Consider the following 16,836-nt stretch of genomic DNA (forward strand, 5'->3'; position numbering starts at 1 on the left):
GTGAGCCCCGTGCGCCCCAGTCGCCCTCGGGTGGTGGTGGTGGGCATGGGCCGGTTGGGAGGAGCACTGGCCCTCGCGCTCGCCGCGAAGCGCTGGCCCGTGCGCGTGCTGGCGCGCTCCGAGGACAGCCGGCGCCGCGCCTCGGAGCTGGGGCTGAAGCTGGCCTCCGAGAGTGATGTGGCCCAGGCCCGCGTGTGCCTGCTGTGCGTGCCGGACAAGGCCGTGCCCCCGGTGGCCGAGGAGTTGAAGCCCCGGCTCTCGCGTGGAGCGGCCCTGGTGCACTGCGCGGGCGCGCTCTCGTTGGAGGCCCTGGGCGCTCCGCGCGGACGGGTCCTGGGTTCGTTCCATCCGCTGGTGGCGGTGTCGGATCCACATGACTCGCTGGCGGGGAACTCGGTGGCCCTCAGCACCCGCTCCCGCTGGCTGCGCGAGGTGCTGGAGCGGATGGCCAAGGACACGGGACTTCGCGCCCTGCGGGTGCCGGAGAAGCACCGCGCCGCCTATCACGCCGGGGCCGTGCTGAGCGCGGGGGGCGTGGTGGCCGCGCTCTCCGCGGCGGTGGAGGCGTTCCGCGTCGCGGGCATCTCCGAGGAGGATGCACTCGCCGCGCTGCTTCCGCTGACTCGCTCGGCGTTGCGCGGGGTGGAAGCGCGTGGACTGGCGGCGGGGTACACCGGCCCGATTGCCCGAGGGGATTCAGGCGTGGTGGCGGCGCACCTCGCGGCGCTTCCCCCCGAGGCGTCCGACGTCTATCGGCCGCTGTCACGGCGCGGGTTGCAGCTCGTGGAGCATCGACTCACTCCCGAGGCCCGCGCCGCTCTCGAGAAGCTGCTCGAATCCGGGGGCTCGGGTAACCGATGACCACGTACAACATCTCCCTGGCGGACCTCCGGCAGGACGTCGCCGGGGTCATCCCAGCCGAGCTCGTTCTGGGCTGGAACGGGCAGGACAAGACCTCCACGCGGCACGACCAGCTCCTGGCCCCCTTCCGGACACGGGGCACGATCGTCTCCACGGATTCGGCGGGCCTGTCCCAGCTGACCCAGCGTTACACCCTGGCTCAGGTGATGAAGCTCATCTCCGAGCCCAAGGAAGTGATTCATTCCTACGGCACGGCGATCGGCGGTGAGGCCATCGGCATCTGGGCGGCCGACAACTCGCAGATGTTCTTCCCCGAGGCGATCGCGCCGTCCCGGGTCGTCGCGCAGATGCTCGCGGTGCAGGCCAGGGTCAAGGCCCTTCAGGTCCAGATCGGCATCGGCATCCACAGCTGCGAGTGCTTCAAGGTCGGCGGCGGGCTCTTCGGCGAAGGGGCTGACTTCATCGAGGCCATCGCCGAGGACGAGACCTCGGGAGGGGAGATCGTCCTGTCGAAGGCCATTCACGAGCACCTCTCGGGCCCGGTGCGCGACGCGGCCCGGGTGCGCGGAGATCTCGAGAAGAAGGGCGCGCTGTGGTCGCTCGCGGACTACCCGGGCTCCCTGGAGGCCGTTGAAGGCAACAATCCCCACTACCCGACGCCCTTCGACGCCGCGTTCTTCCAGCGGCTGCGCTCGGCGTCCCTGGCGGAGCTCGGGAAGGAGGAGTTTCCCGAGTATCGGAAGACCCGCACCGTGGTGTTCGTGAAGGTCGACCACAGGCCTCACGCGTTCCTGCTGGACTCGTTCACCGACATGTCCCTCATCAACCTCGCGATCCGTCGCATCGCGTCGTCCCATGGGGCGGACGTCGTGAAGTCCAACGGCACCCTGGCCATCGTCCTCTTCCCCGAGGGCCATGGAGCCGTCGCCTTCTCGCGCGACCTCATCGAGGAGAATCGAGCCCTTGGTTTCAATGCGCATGTCGGGCTGACCCATGGCGAGGTCTACCTCTTCCCTCTCGCCAACGGTGAGCGTGAGATCGCCGGCAACCCCGTCAATATCGCCTCCAAGCTCGCGGAGGACTCGGGTCTGGACGGTGTCCTCGTCGAGGACTCCGTCGCGCTCGGAGATGCCGCTCGGAACGGCGAGCCCTTCCGTCTGACCCTCTCGAAGGTCGAGCTGACCGGACGCCGCTTCCCTGTCTGAAACGATCCTTCTCCCGGAACACGAAAGGAGTCCCCTCAAGGCACTCTTTCCGGTTTGCTGGAAAAGAGCGCATGAAAAAGCGTCGTATCTGGAGGCTCTTTCCACTCCACGAATAACGGCACGGGGATATCGGCAATCTCTCGTGGAAGCGCGCTGACTCCAAATGTCGTTTCGAGCTTTCTGGAGATGACACGCGCAGGAGATTGCATCTCGGCTGGAAGTGGATCGAACCAAATCCGATGGACGGTTCGCGTTCCTTCAAAATCCTCGAATTCCAGACCGTAGACGGTGCAAACGGGCGCAAGGATGCTGACGCAACCGACGACAGCGAAACGTTTTGGCACATCCTTCCCTGAATAAGCGATACAGCGGAAGCTGGCGTTGACCGTCGCGGTAGCGTCTCCGATGGTGAATTCGGGCAACTCGCTCTCGAGCTCTTTCAGGAACGACCACCACCGGTCGATCTTCTTCAGCTCTTGCTCCCATCGCTCTCGAAGTCTCTCGATCTCGGGGCTTGCCTCACCCTCGAGATAGTGCTCGTTGCTAGAGGGCCAGTAATTCCGGGCAACTGAAAGCAACTGCTCAGAAGATGGAGCCATGGCATCAGGGAGGAGTGACCACGACAGGTTTGGCTTTTACGTCACAAACTCTCGTGGCGTGTGAGCCCGAAATGGTATTGCTCAAAACAAGATCATACTCTGTCTTGAAGAGCTCACATGCAATCCCCAGCGGGGTTTCCTTGGTGGTGAGGCGAAGGATGTTGCTCGCCGCCAGGTTGGCGCACTTCGCGGCGACGCTCTGGGCGCGCTCAACAGGAATGAATCCCTGCTTGTCATTTTCAATGGGCATCTCGACACCGAACTTGCAAAAGAACAGCTCGTTCGTGATCGTTTTCCTGATACCCACGTGAACGCATGCGGCCCTCCAACCTCCCGCGCCCTTGCCTCGCTTTGGAACCACGTCGACGAACTGGAAGTGTCGCGGTTCGAGGCCCCCTTCAACCGTGGCGCATCCCGACAGAAGCAGGAGCAACAGCGGAAGAGCATGAAGGCTCGTGAATTGCCTGGAACGAAGCAGTGCATCGAGTAGCGCCGGCAAGGCCCATCCTCCAAGAAAGCGTCTCCGTGGCTTGTCCCAGAACGCGAAAGAGGCCAGCCGGGTTCTCCCGGTTGGCCCCTTCCAGGGGTCCTCGGTGTTGGACCCCATACCCTCACCCCGGCCCTCTCCCAGAGGGAGAGGGTGATCTCAGCTCAGGATGATTCGCGGTCCGTTCAGCGCCTGACGCACCACCGCCACCGCCTGCTCCGACGCCGCCTCCGCCTCCGTCAGCCGGCGCAAACACACGTCGCCCTTCGTCTCCACCGCCTTCTTCAGATCCGTCAGCAGCACCGTCGCCGCCTTCAGCATCTCCTCGTTCTGCGGGTTCGGCGGCGCTCCCTTCCCCGACTTCTCCTCCATGTACTTCGTGAACCGCCTCACCGCGTCCACCGTCTTGTTCGGATCGAAGTTCGCCAGCAGCGGCTTGATGCGATCCGAGTTCACCTTGATCAGCCTCAGCGCCCCCACCTTCCCGAATCCAGGGTGCAGCAGGCTCAGGTCCGACTGCTCGAACGTCCCCAGCAGCCCCTCCTCCGGCGCCTGCACCGTGTGCGGCACCACGTCCACGAACAGCGCCAGCGGCGGCGCCCCCTGCGTGAACGCTCCAATCTCCTCCTCGTCCACCGGCGGGAAGTTCTGCGGCGAGCCGATGAACAGCAGCGGCAGCACGATCTCTCCCCAGAACTCCTCCGGCGCCGCTCCCGTCCCGCCCACCGTCGCGAACATGTGGCCCATCAGCTCCGCGATCCGCGGCGCCCGGTCCATCTGCTCCGCCAACGCATGGCTCGGATCCAACCGCTGCAGCGACTGCACGATCTGCCCCTCGAACTGCTGGCGCGCCTCCGGCGGCAGCTGCGTCCGGCCCAGCGCGTCACGGATGTCCCGCGCCAGCGCGTCCGGCTTCGTCTCGAAGGCCGTCTTCGCCTTCGCCGAGTCCAACACCACGAACTGTAGGAACCCCGGATCGAACAGCCGCTGATAGTCCGCGGGCCCCATCTTCGGCCCCGACGCCCCCAGCGACTGCGTCGCCCCCGGCGCGAACTTCACCTGCGCCAGCGACTTGCGGATGTCCGCCGCCAGATCCTCCAGCTTCGCCAGCTTCCCCTGCGACAGCGCGTCCATCACCGCCCCGAACGGGGACAGCATGATGATCGCGTCCGGGAAGCCCAGCGTCGCCCCCTCCGGGGAGTCCCGGTTCGGGAACCAGAAGGCGCCGTGCTCGGTGGCCATGCGCTCGGCGAAGGCACCGGCCAGGCCCAGGGCCAGCCCCTGGTGGTTCGGGTTGTTCACCTGGAAGGCTCCGCCGAGCAGCTTGATGGCGGACGCCTCCACCTCCGACCAGGGGACCTTGAGGAGATCCACCGGCTTGCCCTCGACCTGCTGGAGGGCGGCGGCGACCTGCGCCTGGGCGGATTGGACATGCGGAGGGGCGGGATGAGCCATTTCGGGTTCCTGTTCCGGGTACGAGACCGTGACTTGAACGGTCGACCCCCTTACCCCGAAAACCAAGTTCATCGCCACGATTTGTGACCGCACCTAGGATGGGGGCGCATGCCGCGCCGCCTACCCACCCTCCTCCTGTTCATTCTCACCCTGTCCGGGTGTGCATTCGTCACACCCCGCTTCCCCCAGAACGTCCAGACGAGCTTCGTCCGGGAGGACATGCGCAAGCTCACCACGAGCTCCCTCGTGCTCTACTACCCGGCCGACCTGCGGCCGGCCGCCTTGCGCATCGCGGCACGCGTGGAGGACTGCGTCGAGCGTCTCCGCACCCTCACCCAAAGCCCCCGCAAGCGCGACCGGGTGCTCGTCTACCTGACGAGCGCCGACTTCAACAACGCGTACGTGATGCCGGACTACTCCAGCGTCCCCCAGCAGATGGTGCTCCCCTCGCACATGTCGCTGGAGCTCTTCAACCTGCTGGGCTTCGGCCCCGCCGAGCTCGGCGAGGTCGGCTGCCACGAGTCCGTCCACTACGTGCAGATGCAGCAGACGGATGGTCTGTGGTGGCTCGTCAACACCCTCACCGGCGGCCTCTTCCAGCCCAACACCTTCACCGAATCCTGGTTCCTCGAGGGCCTCGCCACCTTCTACGAGGGACGTCTGGGCCGCTCCTGGGGTCGTCCGCACAGCCCCGTGTGGCAGGGCTTCTTCGAGGCCGCCTCCCAGGCGCGCGGCGGCGACTTCCACCCCGGCTTCCTCTCCCCCGAGCACCGCCAGATGGACCCCTTCGGCGGCAACTACCTCATGGGCAGCGAGTTCGTCGCCTGGCTCGCGGCCACGTACGGCGAGGACAAGCTGTGGCAACTGGTGGAGTCCCAGGGTGAGTCCGTCTTCTCCCCCCTGGGCGTGACGCTGCGCTTCAAGGGCGTCTACGGCCGCACCATCGGCTCGCTCTTCGAGGAGTTCTCCCAGTCGCTCGCCCGGAACCAGCAGCGCCGTGAGCGCCCCTCCACCCAGCAGGTGCTCGCCCCGGAGGTGGGCTACTTCACCCGGCTCGCGGCCTCGCCCTCCGACGGCGCCATCGCCACCCTCGAGGTGGCGCGCGAGCAGGCCGTTCGCCTCGTCATCCGCGAGCGCGATGGCTCCGTGCGCGTCAGCCGCTACATCACCCAGTTCCTCCCCGGCCGCCGGTGGATCGCCACCAGCCCCACCGTCATGAGCGGCCTGTCCTTCACCGCCGACGGCAGCTCCCTCTTCCTCCTCGCCTCGGATCTCGACCGCGTGGGCAACTACCTCGCGCGCGTGTGGCAGGTGGACGCCCGCACCGGCGACGTGGTGAAGACCTGGGAGGACATCGAGGGCATGGGCGGAAGCGTCACCCCGGATGGCAAGGCCTACGTCTATGTCCAGGTCGTGCAGGACACCGCCAACCTCTACCGGTTGGATCTCTCCACCAACGCGCGCACGCCGCTCACCCGCTTCGAGGGGCGTCAGTCACTCGGCCCCGCCTCGGTCTCCCCGGACGGGCGCATCGTCTTCCCCCGCATGACGGACAACGGGTGGAACCTCGCGCTGCTCGAGCCCGATGGCACCGTCCGCGCCCTCACCGACGACACTCACGTCAACTACGCCCCCCGCTGGCTGGACCCCAACCGCGTCGTCTTCGTCCGCGAGCACGAGGGCCGCTGGCAGGCCCACGTCCTCGACCTCTCCGGCGGCGAGCCCACCCGCATCACCGACGCCCCGCACCTGGTCATGGACGTGGCCCCACTCGGGAACTCGGACGTCGTCTTCCTCAACCGCGACGCCTTCGACTTCTCACTGGATCGCGCCCCCATCTCCCCGGTGGCCTCCTCCTCCGAGGCCCTCGCCCAGGCGCCCTCCCCGGCCCCCGCTCCCCCCGAGTCCCTCCCGGCGGCGCTGGCACCCTTCCTCGGGCACGAGCTGAACATCCTCTCCGACGAGCCGTACTCGCCCCTGGAGCACTTCTTCTACCCGGAGCTGCATGCCCCGTTCGCCTACGCGCTGCCCGAGCAGGACGATGACGGGAACACCAACGTCGTCGGCTACGGCGGCGTGGCCCTGGCGGGACAGGATCGGCTGGGCTTCCACCAGTACGCCCTGCTCGTGCAGATCGACTCGAAGCTGCGCGACCCCAGCGTCTCCTTCAGCTACGCCAACGCCCTGCCCGCTCCCTGGTACGTGCAGCTCAACGTGGCGCGCACCGTGGTGGAGGGGCGGAGGGATCTGCAGGCCTCCGTCTTCATGTCCCGCGAGTTCTGGACCACCCCCGTCTCCTTCGGTGTGCTGGCCCTGCGCCGGGACTGGTACGCCACCTCCAGGCGGTCCGCGGTGCGCACCTCGCTCCTCGGACCCGAGGCCTCCGTCTCGTACTTCGCTGGCGAGGGCACCTCCTATGGGGGCACGCAGCGGGGTCTGGGCATCTCGCTGGCTGGCGGCCTGTACCCCGTCTCCTTCGACGAGGCCAGCGCCCCCTTCGGCGACGTGCGCGCCGCGGTGGACCTCTTCGTCCCGGGGCTGCCCCTGTTGAAGCGCGACAACCTCCAGCTCACCGCCATCGGCCGCTACCTCCCGAGCGCCCCCGAGGGACTCCTCCAGGTGGGCGGCCTCCAGCTCGGCAATCCCCTCTTCCAACTGCGCCAGGGCCCGGAGGACTCGCGCAGCGTGCCGCTCCGCTTCCAGCCGGGGACCTCCTTCTCCGAGTACCTGCGCGGCTACGAGGACTTCGCCCTCAGCGCCCGCAGCGTCGTCATCGCCAACGCGCGCTACCGCTACCGGCTGATCGTCGACTACGGCTGGTCCACCTTCTTCTGGCTGGGGCCCTCCTTCTTCATCAGACAGGTGGAGCTGGAGGCCTTCGGGAGCTGGGCCCGCACGGACCTGCGGGCCAACCACCGCGCCGCCGGTGGCGCCGTCTTCCTCCACACCACTTTCGGACAGTCCGCCGGCCTCTCCCTCTTCTACCAGTACGCCCGGCGCTTCGATGACGGGCTCGGGGACCTGCACCTCGTGGGCTTCTCGTTGTAGGCCCCACCTTCCGGGGTCATCCCGCGTCCACCAGCCAACGTCTTCCGGCATTCCGGGGCCTGCGGTGAAGGTGGGATTGAGCCTGCTCCCTTGCGTCCCCGACGAGTCGACCGCAGTTTCCCCCACCCTCTGAGAAGGTGCTCAGCGAGCGGGGTGCGATCGCACCTCACCTGAAGGAAGAGCACCTACAGAGGGCCACTCACGCAGAGGTCACCGCGGATGAGAACGAGTGCCAGCCCCGCTCCGGAGTCCGTCCTGATAGTGGATGACGAGCCCTCCCTGCGCACCATCCTGGCGTTCATCGTCCAGCGCGTGGGTGCCGTCCCCGTCCTGGCGCATGACGCCGCCACGGCGCGCCAGCTCGCCGCGAAGCACTCCTTCGCGTGCGCGCTGATCGACAAGAACCTGCCGGGCGAGAACGGCCTGGAATTCCTCAAGTGGCTGCGCTCCGTGCAGCCCGGGTGCAACGCCCTCATCGTCACCGCCTACGGCAACGTGGACAGCGCCATCGAGGCCCTGCGGCTGGGCGCCTTCGACTACCTGCTCAAGCCCTTCGAGGTGGACGCGCTGGAGCACCGCCTCAAGCTGGCGCTGGACCAGTGGCGGATGCGGCAGGAGCACGAGCGCATGCAGGCCATGCTGGTGCAGGCCGATCGCCTGGCCTCGCTGGGCCTGCTGGCCGCTGGCGTGGTGCACGAGGTGAACACGCCCCTGGCCTACATCCTCTCCAACCTGGACTGGCTCGACGAGGAGCTGCCCTCCCTGCGCGAGGGGCTGAAGCGTCAGGGCCGCCAGGGGACGGGACCGGAGCTGAGCTCGCTGGCCGATCGCCTGACGGCGGTGCAGTCCACCCTGCGCGACATCCGCGAGGGCGCCGAGCGCGTGCGCCACATCGCCCGCGACGTGAAGGCCTTCGCCCGGCGCGAGGACGACGAGAGCGTGCTGGTGGACCTGCGCGAGGTGCTCGAGGCGGCGCTGAAGATGGCCCTGGTGCACATCCGCTACCGGGCCCGCGTGGTGCGCGACTACCAGGACGTCCCGCTGGTCAAGGGCAACGAGGCCCGTCTGGCGCAGGTCTTCCTCAACCTGGTGGTCAACGCCGCCCAGGCCATTCCCGAGGACGGGAGCAACCATGAGATCCGCGTCCGGCTGTGGACGGGCCCCAATGGCGAGGCGTGCGCCGAGGTGACGGACACCGGAACGGGCATCGCCGCCGAGCACATGCCGCACCTCTTCGAGCCCTTCTTCACCACCAAGCGCTCGGGCGAGGGCACGGGGCTGGGCCTCTTCATCTGCAAGTCCATCGTCGAGTCGTTCGACGGCTCCATCACCGTGGAGAGCCGCGAGGGCAAGGGCACCACGTTCCGCCTCGGTCTGCCTCCGCACGTGAGGGCCGCCCGCGTCGCGCTGCCCTCGGAGCGGGCGAGCACCGCCGTGGCGTCCTGAGCCAGCTCAGTCCCGCAGCCGGAAGAGCCGCACCGGCCCGGTGCCGGTTCCCGCCGTGAAGCAGGCGGCCTCGTCACCGGCGGGGCCGAACGCCACGCCGTCGAAGAGGCGCGTGGCGCCCACGCCCAGTCCGGAGCCCTCCAGGCCCGCGCATCCGGTGGGATGTTGCGCCGCGGAGCACCCCTCCATCCCCGTGAACTCGGAGCGTTGGGCCGGCCGTGCCTGGGACGTGCGCAACACCACCGCGCCCTGCGTGCCGTTGTCGAAGCCCACGAAGAGCGAGCGCGAGGTGGCCACCAGGAGCGAGAGGGCGGTGTTCGCCGGGTTGTCGAACTGGGTGAGCAGCGGATCCCCCGTGGAGTTGGCGGCCACGAGCGACCAGTCCCCCGGATCGCAGTCCTTCGAGGAGCCCGTCCCCGCCGGATCGCACGCGAAGAGCTGGGGCCCCACCGTGGTGTTGCGCGCGAAGTAGAGCCGCCCCTGGAACACGGCGAGCTGGGGCACGGCCTTGTCCGAGGGCTCGAGGTTCGCGGTCTTCGTCGTCGTCCTGCTGGTGCGCGAGCTCCAGTCCGTGCTCGAGGGGGTGCAGGGGCTCCAGTCCGCGGGCGCCGAGCCGTAGGGCCTGGGGGTCGGCGTCGTCGAGCGGATGCAGCCTCCGTTGTTCACCACGTAGAGCCGATCATTACCGTGGTTTCGACCGCCGGAGCCTGCACTTGGGTTCCTTCCGTCTCCTCACGGCCACGGGCCCACGCACGGAAGACACACGAGCCCTCCGTCCTTCCAAGGAAACCCGCGCGGAAGAACCGGCTCTCCTTCCCGGGAATGTCCAAGGATATCGGCACCGGCCCGGACACGAGCACCACCTTCCCATCGCACCCGGACACCCACCCGCCGACCCTCACATCGAGCACCGAGGTGTCTCCCGAGTTCCTCACCTCCAACTGGAGCTCGAACTGCTGCCCCTCGGGGACCACCGGCGCCGAAGACGTGAGCACGGCGGTGAGCTCCGGACGATCTCGTATCAGGAACGGCCCCGCCTCCTCGGGGAGCACCGGCAGCTCCATCCCGGTCATCTCCTCGCGGCCCCGGGCCTCCACCGTGAAGCGCAGGAGCCCGGACGAGGCGGCGTCGAGCTCCCAGACGAAGGACGCGCTCGTGCCCGGGTCGACGTTGGCGGGCTCGGGCGCGGAGAGGACTTCCACCCTCCCGTCGCCCGCCATGTTCAGCACCGGGGTGAGGGCGTGCACGGCCGTGCCCCCCACGTTCTCCACCGTCAGCGTCAGCCGCGCCCTCTGTTTCACCCACACGCTGTCCTGATCCAACGTGGCCCAGGCCCGGAGCAATGCCAGCGGCCGCGCCGAGGACAGGTATGCGCGCGGCAACTCCACTCGCCGGCCCAGGGGGCCCTTCACCGAGAGCGTGTACCAGCCGGGCGCGAGGCCCCCGGGCACCCGCGCCCGCAGCGTGTTGGCTTCCTCCAGGGTGACGTCCTCGAGGGCCACCTCGTCGAGGAAGGCCTCGAAGCGCGCATCCTCCGACACCGGCTCCCGGCCACCGATGTGCTGGGTGACGAGCGACAGGAAGTTCTCGCCTTCGATGACCACGGGCACGGCCGAGGTGTTCAGTCCCCAGACCGGCACCATGCGCAGGGGACGCGGGTCGTACCTGGAAGCCGGCTCGCTCGTACACGAGGCCCCGAGCACCCAGAGGGCGAGGAGCACGAGGACCCGGGGGAAGCCACGGTCAGAAGAGCGCAAGGCGATACCCCAGGTGCAAGGAGCCGCCCCGCAGCGCGCCGCGCAGCACATGCAGGGACGGATCGTCGAACCAGCAGAAACGCGCCTCGAGGAAGGGTTGTCCCCGGCCGAGCGGGATTCCAGCCCCCACCATCGCCTGTGCCCCGAACACCCACGTGCCCTCCTCCAACACGGGTCCGGCTCCCGTCGACGCACGGCTGTGCACCCGGACCACCGACGGGCCCCCCGCCACCCAGCCCTGGAGCCCATTCGTGCCCAGGGTACGCAGGCCCACCGCCACGGTGACATCGAACAGCTCGTTGCGCCCGAGGAAGCCGGGCACCCGCTCCCCACCCGTTCGTGAGAACCACCGATAGCCCGTGTCGAGCATCAGCCCCAGCACCGGCCACCGGAGCACCGGCCACACCTCCACCCGGAGCCCCGCGGAGGGCGCGAGCACGTCCGCGAAGTTCGTCACCCCGCCCGCGTGCGGCGCCACCAGCAGGATGGGGCGGCGGCGCAGCAGCGGGAGCGTTCCCCGGCCATGCACCTCGCCCACCCGCACCTCCAGCTCGGCCTGGCCATCCTCGTATACCGCGGGCGGCACGTACCGCAGCTCGTACGTGCCCGGCCCCCGCGGCTCCAGCGTGCCCGCCTGTCCACCCGACAGGGAGGTCTCGGGCCGCGGCTCGCGCACCGGATTGCCGAAGCGATCCTCCACGGTGATGTGCCAGGCCGCCATCGACTCGCCATCCGCGACGAGGAACTCCTTCCATGGCTCCACCGTCACCCGCGCGGGCGCGGCGGCCCGCAGCGACACGCTCCGGCTCAGCACCGGCGTGGAGCCGCCGTCCGCGAGCAGCCGCAACTCCAGCCGCTCCCGCGCACCGAACCCGGGCGCGATGCCGAGCACTCCCGCGTACTCTCCCGGCTGGCGCTCGGTGAGTACCACCGCGCCCCCCGCCTCCGACTCGAGCCGCAGCCCGGCCCGCGCCGGGTTGCCGGCGGCGTCACGGGCGGAGACCTCCACCGCCACCCGGGCCTCCTCCGAGGCCACGAGCTGCTCCCGGTCCAGCCTCATCTCGAAACGCCAGGCCGGTCCGGGCACCGCCGGCACGCGCACGCGCACGGACCTCCTCGGGTTCCTGGAAACCGAGCCCTTCCACTCCAGCGCCCCCACCCGCCCCGGCGGCACGGTCCACCGCACGACGGACACGCCCGGCTCCAGCTCGACCGGCGCGCTCACGGTGCCACGAGAGACAGAGAAGGAGAACGCCCCCGGACGCACCGGGCCACCCGCCGGCCTCACGTCATAGAGGCGGATGCTCACCGTCTCCTCCCGGTCGGCCAGCACCTCCCGGCGGTTCGCGACGGCATGGAGGTGCGACTGGGGCGGCAAGCCGAGATCGATCCGCCTGTTCCCGAAGAAGGCCTCGCCCACCCCGGGCGGCACGGCCACGGGGATGCGTGCCAGCCCCGACGCGTCCGCCAGGATCGGCCCGAACGTCTGCTCCCCCACCCGGAGCGTCACCGGCGCACGGGCCCGCGTGCGCACCTCGGCCTGGCCCTGGCCCCAGAGCGGAAACAGCAACCACCCCTCGAGCGTGGAGCCGCCGGGTGCCCGGGCCGTCGCCGCGAGGACGACCTCCTCGGGGAGGCTGCTCGGAGGGGGCACGTAGGTGGCTCGGAAGACGCCCGGCCCCACCCGCGTCAAGGTCCCCACCTCGCCAGCGCTGGCGAACAGCTCCAGGCCGGTGGCGGACGGCTCCACCTCGATGCGCACCTCCGCCTCGCGATCCGTGCCGAGCAGCAGATGTCCCGGAGCACACAGGATGCGGATGGCTCCTCCCGTGGTCCTCCGGACGGCATTGGCTCCGGCCGCGGGGGACGGCCACACGCCGGCACACCACCCCATGAGCAGCAGCAGGAGCGGCACCCGATAGGAATACATGACGTCAGGGCACCTTTCCCCAACGGAACTTCACTGACTCCGGGCGTGGAGGTCCGGCGCGCGCGGGGGCTCGGCAGGAGAGCAGCGTCTCGCGGCTCGCTCCGCCGGGATCCCTCGCCAGGATCCTCACCTGGGAACGGCCCTCGCGGCGCGGCACGTCCGCCCGGAAGGAGCCGTCGCCGGAGACCTCCGCGGGCTCGCCCTCCACCAGCACCTCCGTCCCCACGGGCACCTTCCCCAGGAGGGACAGGCACAGGGTCTCACTGGCGGAAGCCTTCGCCGCGACCTTCAGCAGCACCTCCAGAGGGATGGGCTCCGGGGAGAGCGGCTTCGCGCCGTTGATCACCACCGACCGCTGCCCGGCGCCAACCGCGACGGTGCTCCCCTCGGACGACAGGTTCACCAGGCCTCCCCGGGTGGTAACCGTCACCACCGTCCCCCGGCGGAGCATGGTGAAGCGTGCTTCCCGCGCCTCGGCCACCGTGCCGTTCTCCGCCTGCACGCGCAGCACCCGGTTCTCCTGGCCGTGGTAGTCCACGTCGATCCGACCCCGCTGCAACTGGAGGGCATGGCTGGTGCGGGACATCTCGCCCATGCGCACCTCGGAGCGCTCCTGGAGGGTCAGCAGCGAGGCCTCGTCTCCCATCCGCAGATCCGCCCGGGCCCCGGGGCCGGTGCGCACGGAGTCATCGGGCTCGAGCGCGTCTCCCACGCGCAGTTCCACCCACTTCTCGCCGAGGGTCCTCTCCACCACGCCCACCACGCCTGCGACCTTGGCGCGCACGTCCGGGACCACGACCGGGGCGGGCCGGGAATCCGGGGGCTTAGCCATGGCGGCGCCCGGCACGGGCCGGGGAGGAGCCGCGCCGAAGCGCTCGAAGACGAACCATGCCCCCAGGGCGAGGAGCGCCACCAGGCTCAGCCCCAACACCAGGGCCCGGCCGAGCGAATCACGTGACGGGCTCACGACCCGTCTCCCTCCCAGCTCTCGCATCCCACGCCCTCCACCGAGGTGCTCCTCTCCCGAGTGACTCACGCGAGGTGCGCCTCCGCGCTGGCCGCGGGAAGGATGACGGTGACGGTGGTTCCCTGCCCTTCGGCGCTCTCCAGCCGGATGCGGCCATGGTGGGCCTCGATGATGCGGTGGGCCACCGACAGCCCCAGCCCCACGCGCCCCGGCTCGTCCTTGGTGGTGAAGAACGGGTCGAAGATGCGCTCGCGCAACGACTCGGGGATGCCCTTGCCGGTGTCCTTCACCGACAGGCACACCGCATCCCCCTCCACCGTCGCGAGCCCCACCGACAAGGCGCCTCCCGCCGGCATGGCGGTGAGGGCATTGCGCAGCAGGTTGGTCACCACCTTCTGGAGCTGATCCGCATGTCCCAGCACCCGCGGCACTCCCGCGGCGATGTCGCAATTCAGCGACACACCACGCGACTGGAGATCCTCTCGCACCTCGTGAAGCGCGGCACGCAGCGGCTGGACCGGATCCAACGGACGGCCCGTACCCGCGCGCTCCTGCTCCGTCATCTGGCGCAGCTCCCGGATGATGTTCGCCATGCGGCGGGCCTGTTCGAGCGCCATCCTCAGGCTCTGGCCCACGTTCGACTGGGCGGGAATCTCCTCGCACGACAGCGACAGCAGACCGAGAATGCCGGTGAGCGGGTTGTTGAGCTCGTGGGCGATGCCAGCACTGAGCGAGCCGAGCGCCGCGAGCCTCCGGGTGCGGGTGATCTGATCCTGCGCCTCGCGAAGCTCCCGGGTGCGCTCGTCCACGCGCCGCTGCAGCTCCTCGCTCCACCGCCGCAGCTCGGCGTCGCGCCGTTGCAGCTCGCCGGCCATGTGGTTGAAGGAACGGGCGAGCAGACCGAGCTCGTCACGGCCTTCCTCGGAGACACGCTGCTCGTACCGGCCGGCGGCGAGCGCGGCCACGCCCTCGGAGAGCCGGGCGACGGGCTGGCTCACGCCCCGGGAGAGCACGAGCCCGAGCACCCCGGTGATGGCCAACGCCACCAGGGCCCAGAAGAAGGTGGAGCGCCGGACGTACTCGGCGGGAGCGAAGGCCTCGCTGGCCTTGCGCCCCACCACCGCGCCCCAGCCGAGGTCCGGCACGGGAGCGAAGGCGGCGAGGTACTCGACACCATCCACGCCGCGCACGGTGCGCACCACGGACGCGCCCCGGGAGAGCCCCTCGGCCACCAACCCGCGCTCCTCCTCACTGAGGCCGGGGTGCTCGGAGGTGGAGGCCACGGGCAGGCCCTGGTGGTCCACGATGAAGGCCCGTCCCCCTTCCCGGGCCAGCTCCTCCACGCGGCTGCCCAGCTCCGCGAGCGACAGCTCGGCCAGGAGGAGACGGGAGGCCTTCTCGCCCGCGCGCACCGCGAGCGCCACGCGGCCACCGGAGGCCTCGGGGGTGCGGTAGGGAGGGCCGATGGCGGCGCCGGTGGACAGGGCGGCCTGCACGGGCGCCTGGCGCGAGAAGAGGGCCAGCGAGTCATCGGTGACGCGCTGGCGGCCACCGCCCTCCTCGGAGCTGAAGACGGCGGGAGCGATGGCGCGGCCCTGATCGTCCACCAGCACGAGCAGGTTGAGCATCCCGAGCTGACGCAGGGGGATGCTCAGCACGGCGGAAGCGTCCTTGGGCCCGAGCCGCTCGAGGGGAAGGTACTCGGCGGCGAGGCGGAGGTTGTCCACGCCCAGGAGGACGAGCTTCTGACAGGAGCGGGCCAGATCCGTGGCGGCTTGCGTCTGGAGACCACCCACCAGGTGGTGCAATTCATCGCGGTTGGCGCGGAAGGAGAGCCCTCCGAGTAGCAACACGGGCACCACGCCCACCAGGGCGAGCACGAGCATCAATCGAGAAGCGAAGCGCACGGGCAAGGCGGTTCCCCTGTCCAGCAGACGCCGAGGATTGCAGCACAGGGGGCCGACTCGTATCCGACCCGAGAGCAATCCGGCATCAAACCGTGAACGGGTCCCGCCATCCTCCGTTCGAAACCGGGAAGAGTCGGCCGGGCGCTTTCCACTTCAGGACGTCTGACTCAGTACACGACGAGCGGGTGCGGGGCGTAGTAGCTGACGATGGTGAGCACCGGTAGCTTGGGGGCCGCCTCGTCGTCCTCGTTGCCGCCCGAGGTGATCCGCATCCCGTCGAAGCGCGCGAGCACCACGAAGTCCTTGCCCGGCGCGAAGAAGGGATCCGCCTGCGCCAGGCGGCCGAGCGCCTCGCGGCCCGTCTCGTCGGCGACGTTGTCGAAGCGCTGCACCGTGGTCGAGCTCTGCTGCCGCTCGCTGGTGGCGAGCTGCCCGCCCAGGTTGGCGCGGCCCAGCATCCCCGCGTCGCCACCGACCGAGCCGGAGCGGACCGACACCGAGTCCTTCCGGGTCGAGTAGCCCACCGGCTGCTCACTGGCCATCGACGTCAGCCCCTGCTCCACGAGCCACACCGTGGGCTTGTCCCCCTCGCTGCGCACGTCCGCCACCTGGGCGCGCAGCAGCAGGTAGCGGCCCTTGTACACCTCGGGCTGCGCGATGGCGGCCGTCAGCCCGAAGATGGGCACCTTGCGCGCGTGCAGCAGCCGCAGGTCTCCCTCCACGCTGCCTCCGCGCTGCGCCACCACCTGGGCCAGCAGCTGCGCCGCATCCGGACGGGTCCGCAGCTCCTCGGACCACGCGTTGCCCAGCACCGCGCCCAGCAGCGTGAAGTGCGTGCCCTCCACGCAGGACTTCAGCGCCGTCCACGCATCGTCGCGCGAGGTGGGCAGCAGCCTGCGCGCCGCCGCCTCGCACTGCGACGGAGTCGTGAAGCGCGTCGCAAACGCCTTGGGCGCCACCAGCGGCGCGGGCTCCGTCCGGGACGCGGGCGCTTGCCGCCCCTGCGCCGCGAACGACTCGGGCACCGCTGTCTCCTCCACCGTGTGCGTGTGCCTCGTCGAGCCACACCCCACCACGGCCAGCGTGCACAGCAGGGCCGCGCTCGAGCGCGCGGCCACCTTCGAGAGCTTCTGGAAGGTAGACATGGTTCCTCGTTCCATCCCGCCGGCCGCCC

General features: G+C 69.8%; 13 protein-coding genes. 4 read left to right on the forward strand and 9 right to left on the reverse strand.

Going from position 1 to position 16,836, the window contains the following annotated elements:
- Positions 1-9 precede the first annotated feature (9 nt).
- Together NR810_RS02595 and NR810_RS02600 are read left to right on the forward strand one after the other, a co-directional pair.
- Complete coding sequence (locus NR810_RS02595) at positions 10-861, forward strand: Rossmann-like and DUF2520 domain-containing protein (RefSeq protein ID WP_257447185.1); 852 nt, start codon at positions 10-12, stop codon at positions 859-861.
- A complete protein-coding gene (locus tag NR810_RS02600; RefSeq protein ID WP_257447188.1) occupies positions 858-2,066 on the forward strand; it encodes a nucleotidyl cyclase domain-containing protein in 1,209 nt (402 codons plus the stop codon). Before NR810_RS02595 ends, NR810_RS02600 begins: the two co-directional genes overlap by 4 nt.
- Before the next feature lie 35 nt (positions 2,067-2,101).
- Here NR810_RS02600 and NR810_RS02605 read toward each other — a convergent pair whose 3' ends face one another.
- From NR810_RS02605 to NR810_RS02615, 3 genes are all read right to left on the reverse strand, one after another.
- Positions 2,102-2,665: a hypothetical protein gene (locus NR810_RS02605; RefSeq protein ID WP_257447191.1), complete on the reverse strand. Its 564-nt coding sequence runs from the start codon at positions 2,663-2,665 to the stop codon at positions 2,102-2,104.
- A gap of 4 nt (positions 2,666-2,669) precedes the next feature.
- Positions 2,670-3,164 carry a hypothetical protein gene (locus NR810_RS02610; protein ID WP_257447193.1) on the reverse strand — a complete coding sequence of 165 codons (495 nt, stop codon included), beginning with the start codon at positions 3,162-3,164 and terminating at the stop codon, positions 2,670-2,672.
- A gap of 147 nt (positions 3,165-3,311) precedes the next feature.
- Positions 3,312-4,607, reverse strand: a complete 1,296-nt coding sequence (locus NR810_RS02615; RefSeq protein ID WP_257447197.1) for a hypothetical protein — start codon at positions 4,605-4,607, stop codon at positions 3,312-3,314.
- Between the two features lie 108 nt (positions 4,608-4,715).
- On the opposite strand from NR810_RS02615, the gene NR810_RS02620 reads away from it, so the two are divergent.
- Together NR810_RS02620 and NR810_RS02625 are read left to right on the forward strand one after the other, a co-directional pair.
- Positions 4,716-7,655 (forward strand): TolB family protein, encoded by a 2,940-nt coding sequence (locus NR810_RS02620; RefSeq protein WP_257447200.1) that lies wholly within the window; start codon positions 4,716-4,718, stop codon positions 7,653-7,655.
- Positions 7,656-7,874: 219 nt separating this feature from the next.
- A complete protein-coding gene (locus NR810_RS02625; RefSeq protein ID WP_257447202.1) occupies positions 7,875-9,101 on the forward strand; it encodes a sensor histidine kinase in 1,227 nt (408 codons plus the stop codon).
- A gap of 6 nt (positions 9,102-9,107) precedes the next feature.
- Here NR810_RS02625 and NR810_RS02630 read toward each other — a convergent pair whose 3' ends face one another.
- The 6 genes from NR810_RS02630 to NR810_RS02655 form a co-directional block, all read right to left on the reverse strand.
- Positions 9,108-9,770, reverse strand: a complete 663-nt coding sequence (locus NR810_RS02630; protein ID WP_257447204.1) for a hypothetical protein — start codon at positions 9,768-9,770, stop codon at positions 9,108-9,110.
- Positions 9,764-10,858 carry a COG1470 family protein gene (locus NR810_RS02635; protein WP_257447207.1) on the reverse strand — a complete coding sequence of 365 codons (1,095 nt, stop codon included), beginning with the start codon at positions 10,856-10,858 and terminating at the stop codon, positions 9,764-9,766. Before NR810_RS02635 ends, NR810_RS02630 begins: the two co-directional genes overlap by 7 nt.
- Positions 10,845-12,788 (reverse strand): hypothetical protein, encoded by a 1,944-nt coding sequence (locus NR810_RS02640; protein ID WP_257447209.1) that lies wholly within the window; start codon positions 12,786-12,788, stop codon positions 10,845-10,847. Before NR810_RS02640 ends, NR810_RS02635 begins: the two co-directional genes overlap by 14 nt.
- 4 nt (positions 12,789-12,792) lie before the next feature.
- Positions 12,793-13,755, reverse strand: coding sequence for a FecR domain-containing protein (locus NR810_RS02645; protein WP_257447212.1), 963 nt, complete (start codon positions 13,753-13,755; stop codon positions 12,793-12,795).
- Between the two features lie 65 nt (positions 13,756-13,820).
- The gene (locus NR810_RS02650; RefSeq protein ID WP_257447757.1) at positions 13,821-15,662 is read right to left on the reverse strand and encodes an ATP-binding protein; all 1,842 of its coding nucleotides are present in this window, start codon (positions 15,660-15,662) and stop codon (positions 13,821-13,823) included.
- A gap of 167 nt (positions 15,663-15,829) precedes the next feature.
- A complete protein-coding gene (locus NR810_RS02655; RefSeq protein ID WP_257447214.1) occupies positions 15,830-16,807 on the reverse strand; it encodes a hypothetical protein in 978 nt (325 codons plus the stop codon).
- Between the last annotated feature and the right edge of the window lie 29 nt (positions 16,808-16,836).

The sequence above is a fragment of the Archangium lipolyticum genome, assembly GCF_024623785.1.
GTDB lineage: Bacteria > Myxococcota > Myxococcia > Myxococcales > Myxococcaceae > Archangium > Archangium lipolyticum.

Excerpts from the sequence above, each read along its gene's own strand:
- NR810_RS02600 (WP_257447188.1), top strand. The coding sequence starts at position 858 with ATGACCACGTACAACATCTCCCTGGCGGACCTCCGGCAGGACGTCGCC.
- NR810_RS02605 (WP_257447191.1), bottom strand. The coding sequence starts at position 2,665 with ATGGCTCCATCTTCTGAGCAGTTGCTTTCAGTTGCCCGGAATTACTGG.
- NR810_RS02620 (WP_257447200.1), top strand. The coding sequence starts at position 4,716 with ATGCCGCGCCGCCTACCCACCCTCCTCCTGTTCATTCTCACCCTGTCC.
- NR810_RS02640 (WP_257447209.1), bottom strand. The coding sequence starts at position 12,788 with ATGTATTCCTATCGGGTGCCGCTCCTGCTGCTGCTCATGGGGTGGTGT.
- NR810_RS02615 (WP_257447197.1), bottom strand. The coding sequence starts at position 4,607 with ATGGCTCATCCCGCCCCTCCGCATGTCCAATCCGCCCAGGCGCAGGTC.
- NR810_RS02655 (WP_257447214.1), bottom strand. The coding sequence starts at position 16,807 with ATGTCTACCTTCCAGAAGCTCTCGAAGGTGGCCGCGCGCTCGAGCGCG.
- NR810_RS02625 (WP_257447202.1), top strand. The coding sequence starts at position 7,875 with ATGAGAACGAGTGCCAGCCCCGCTCCGGAGTCCGTCCTGATAGTGGAT.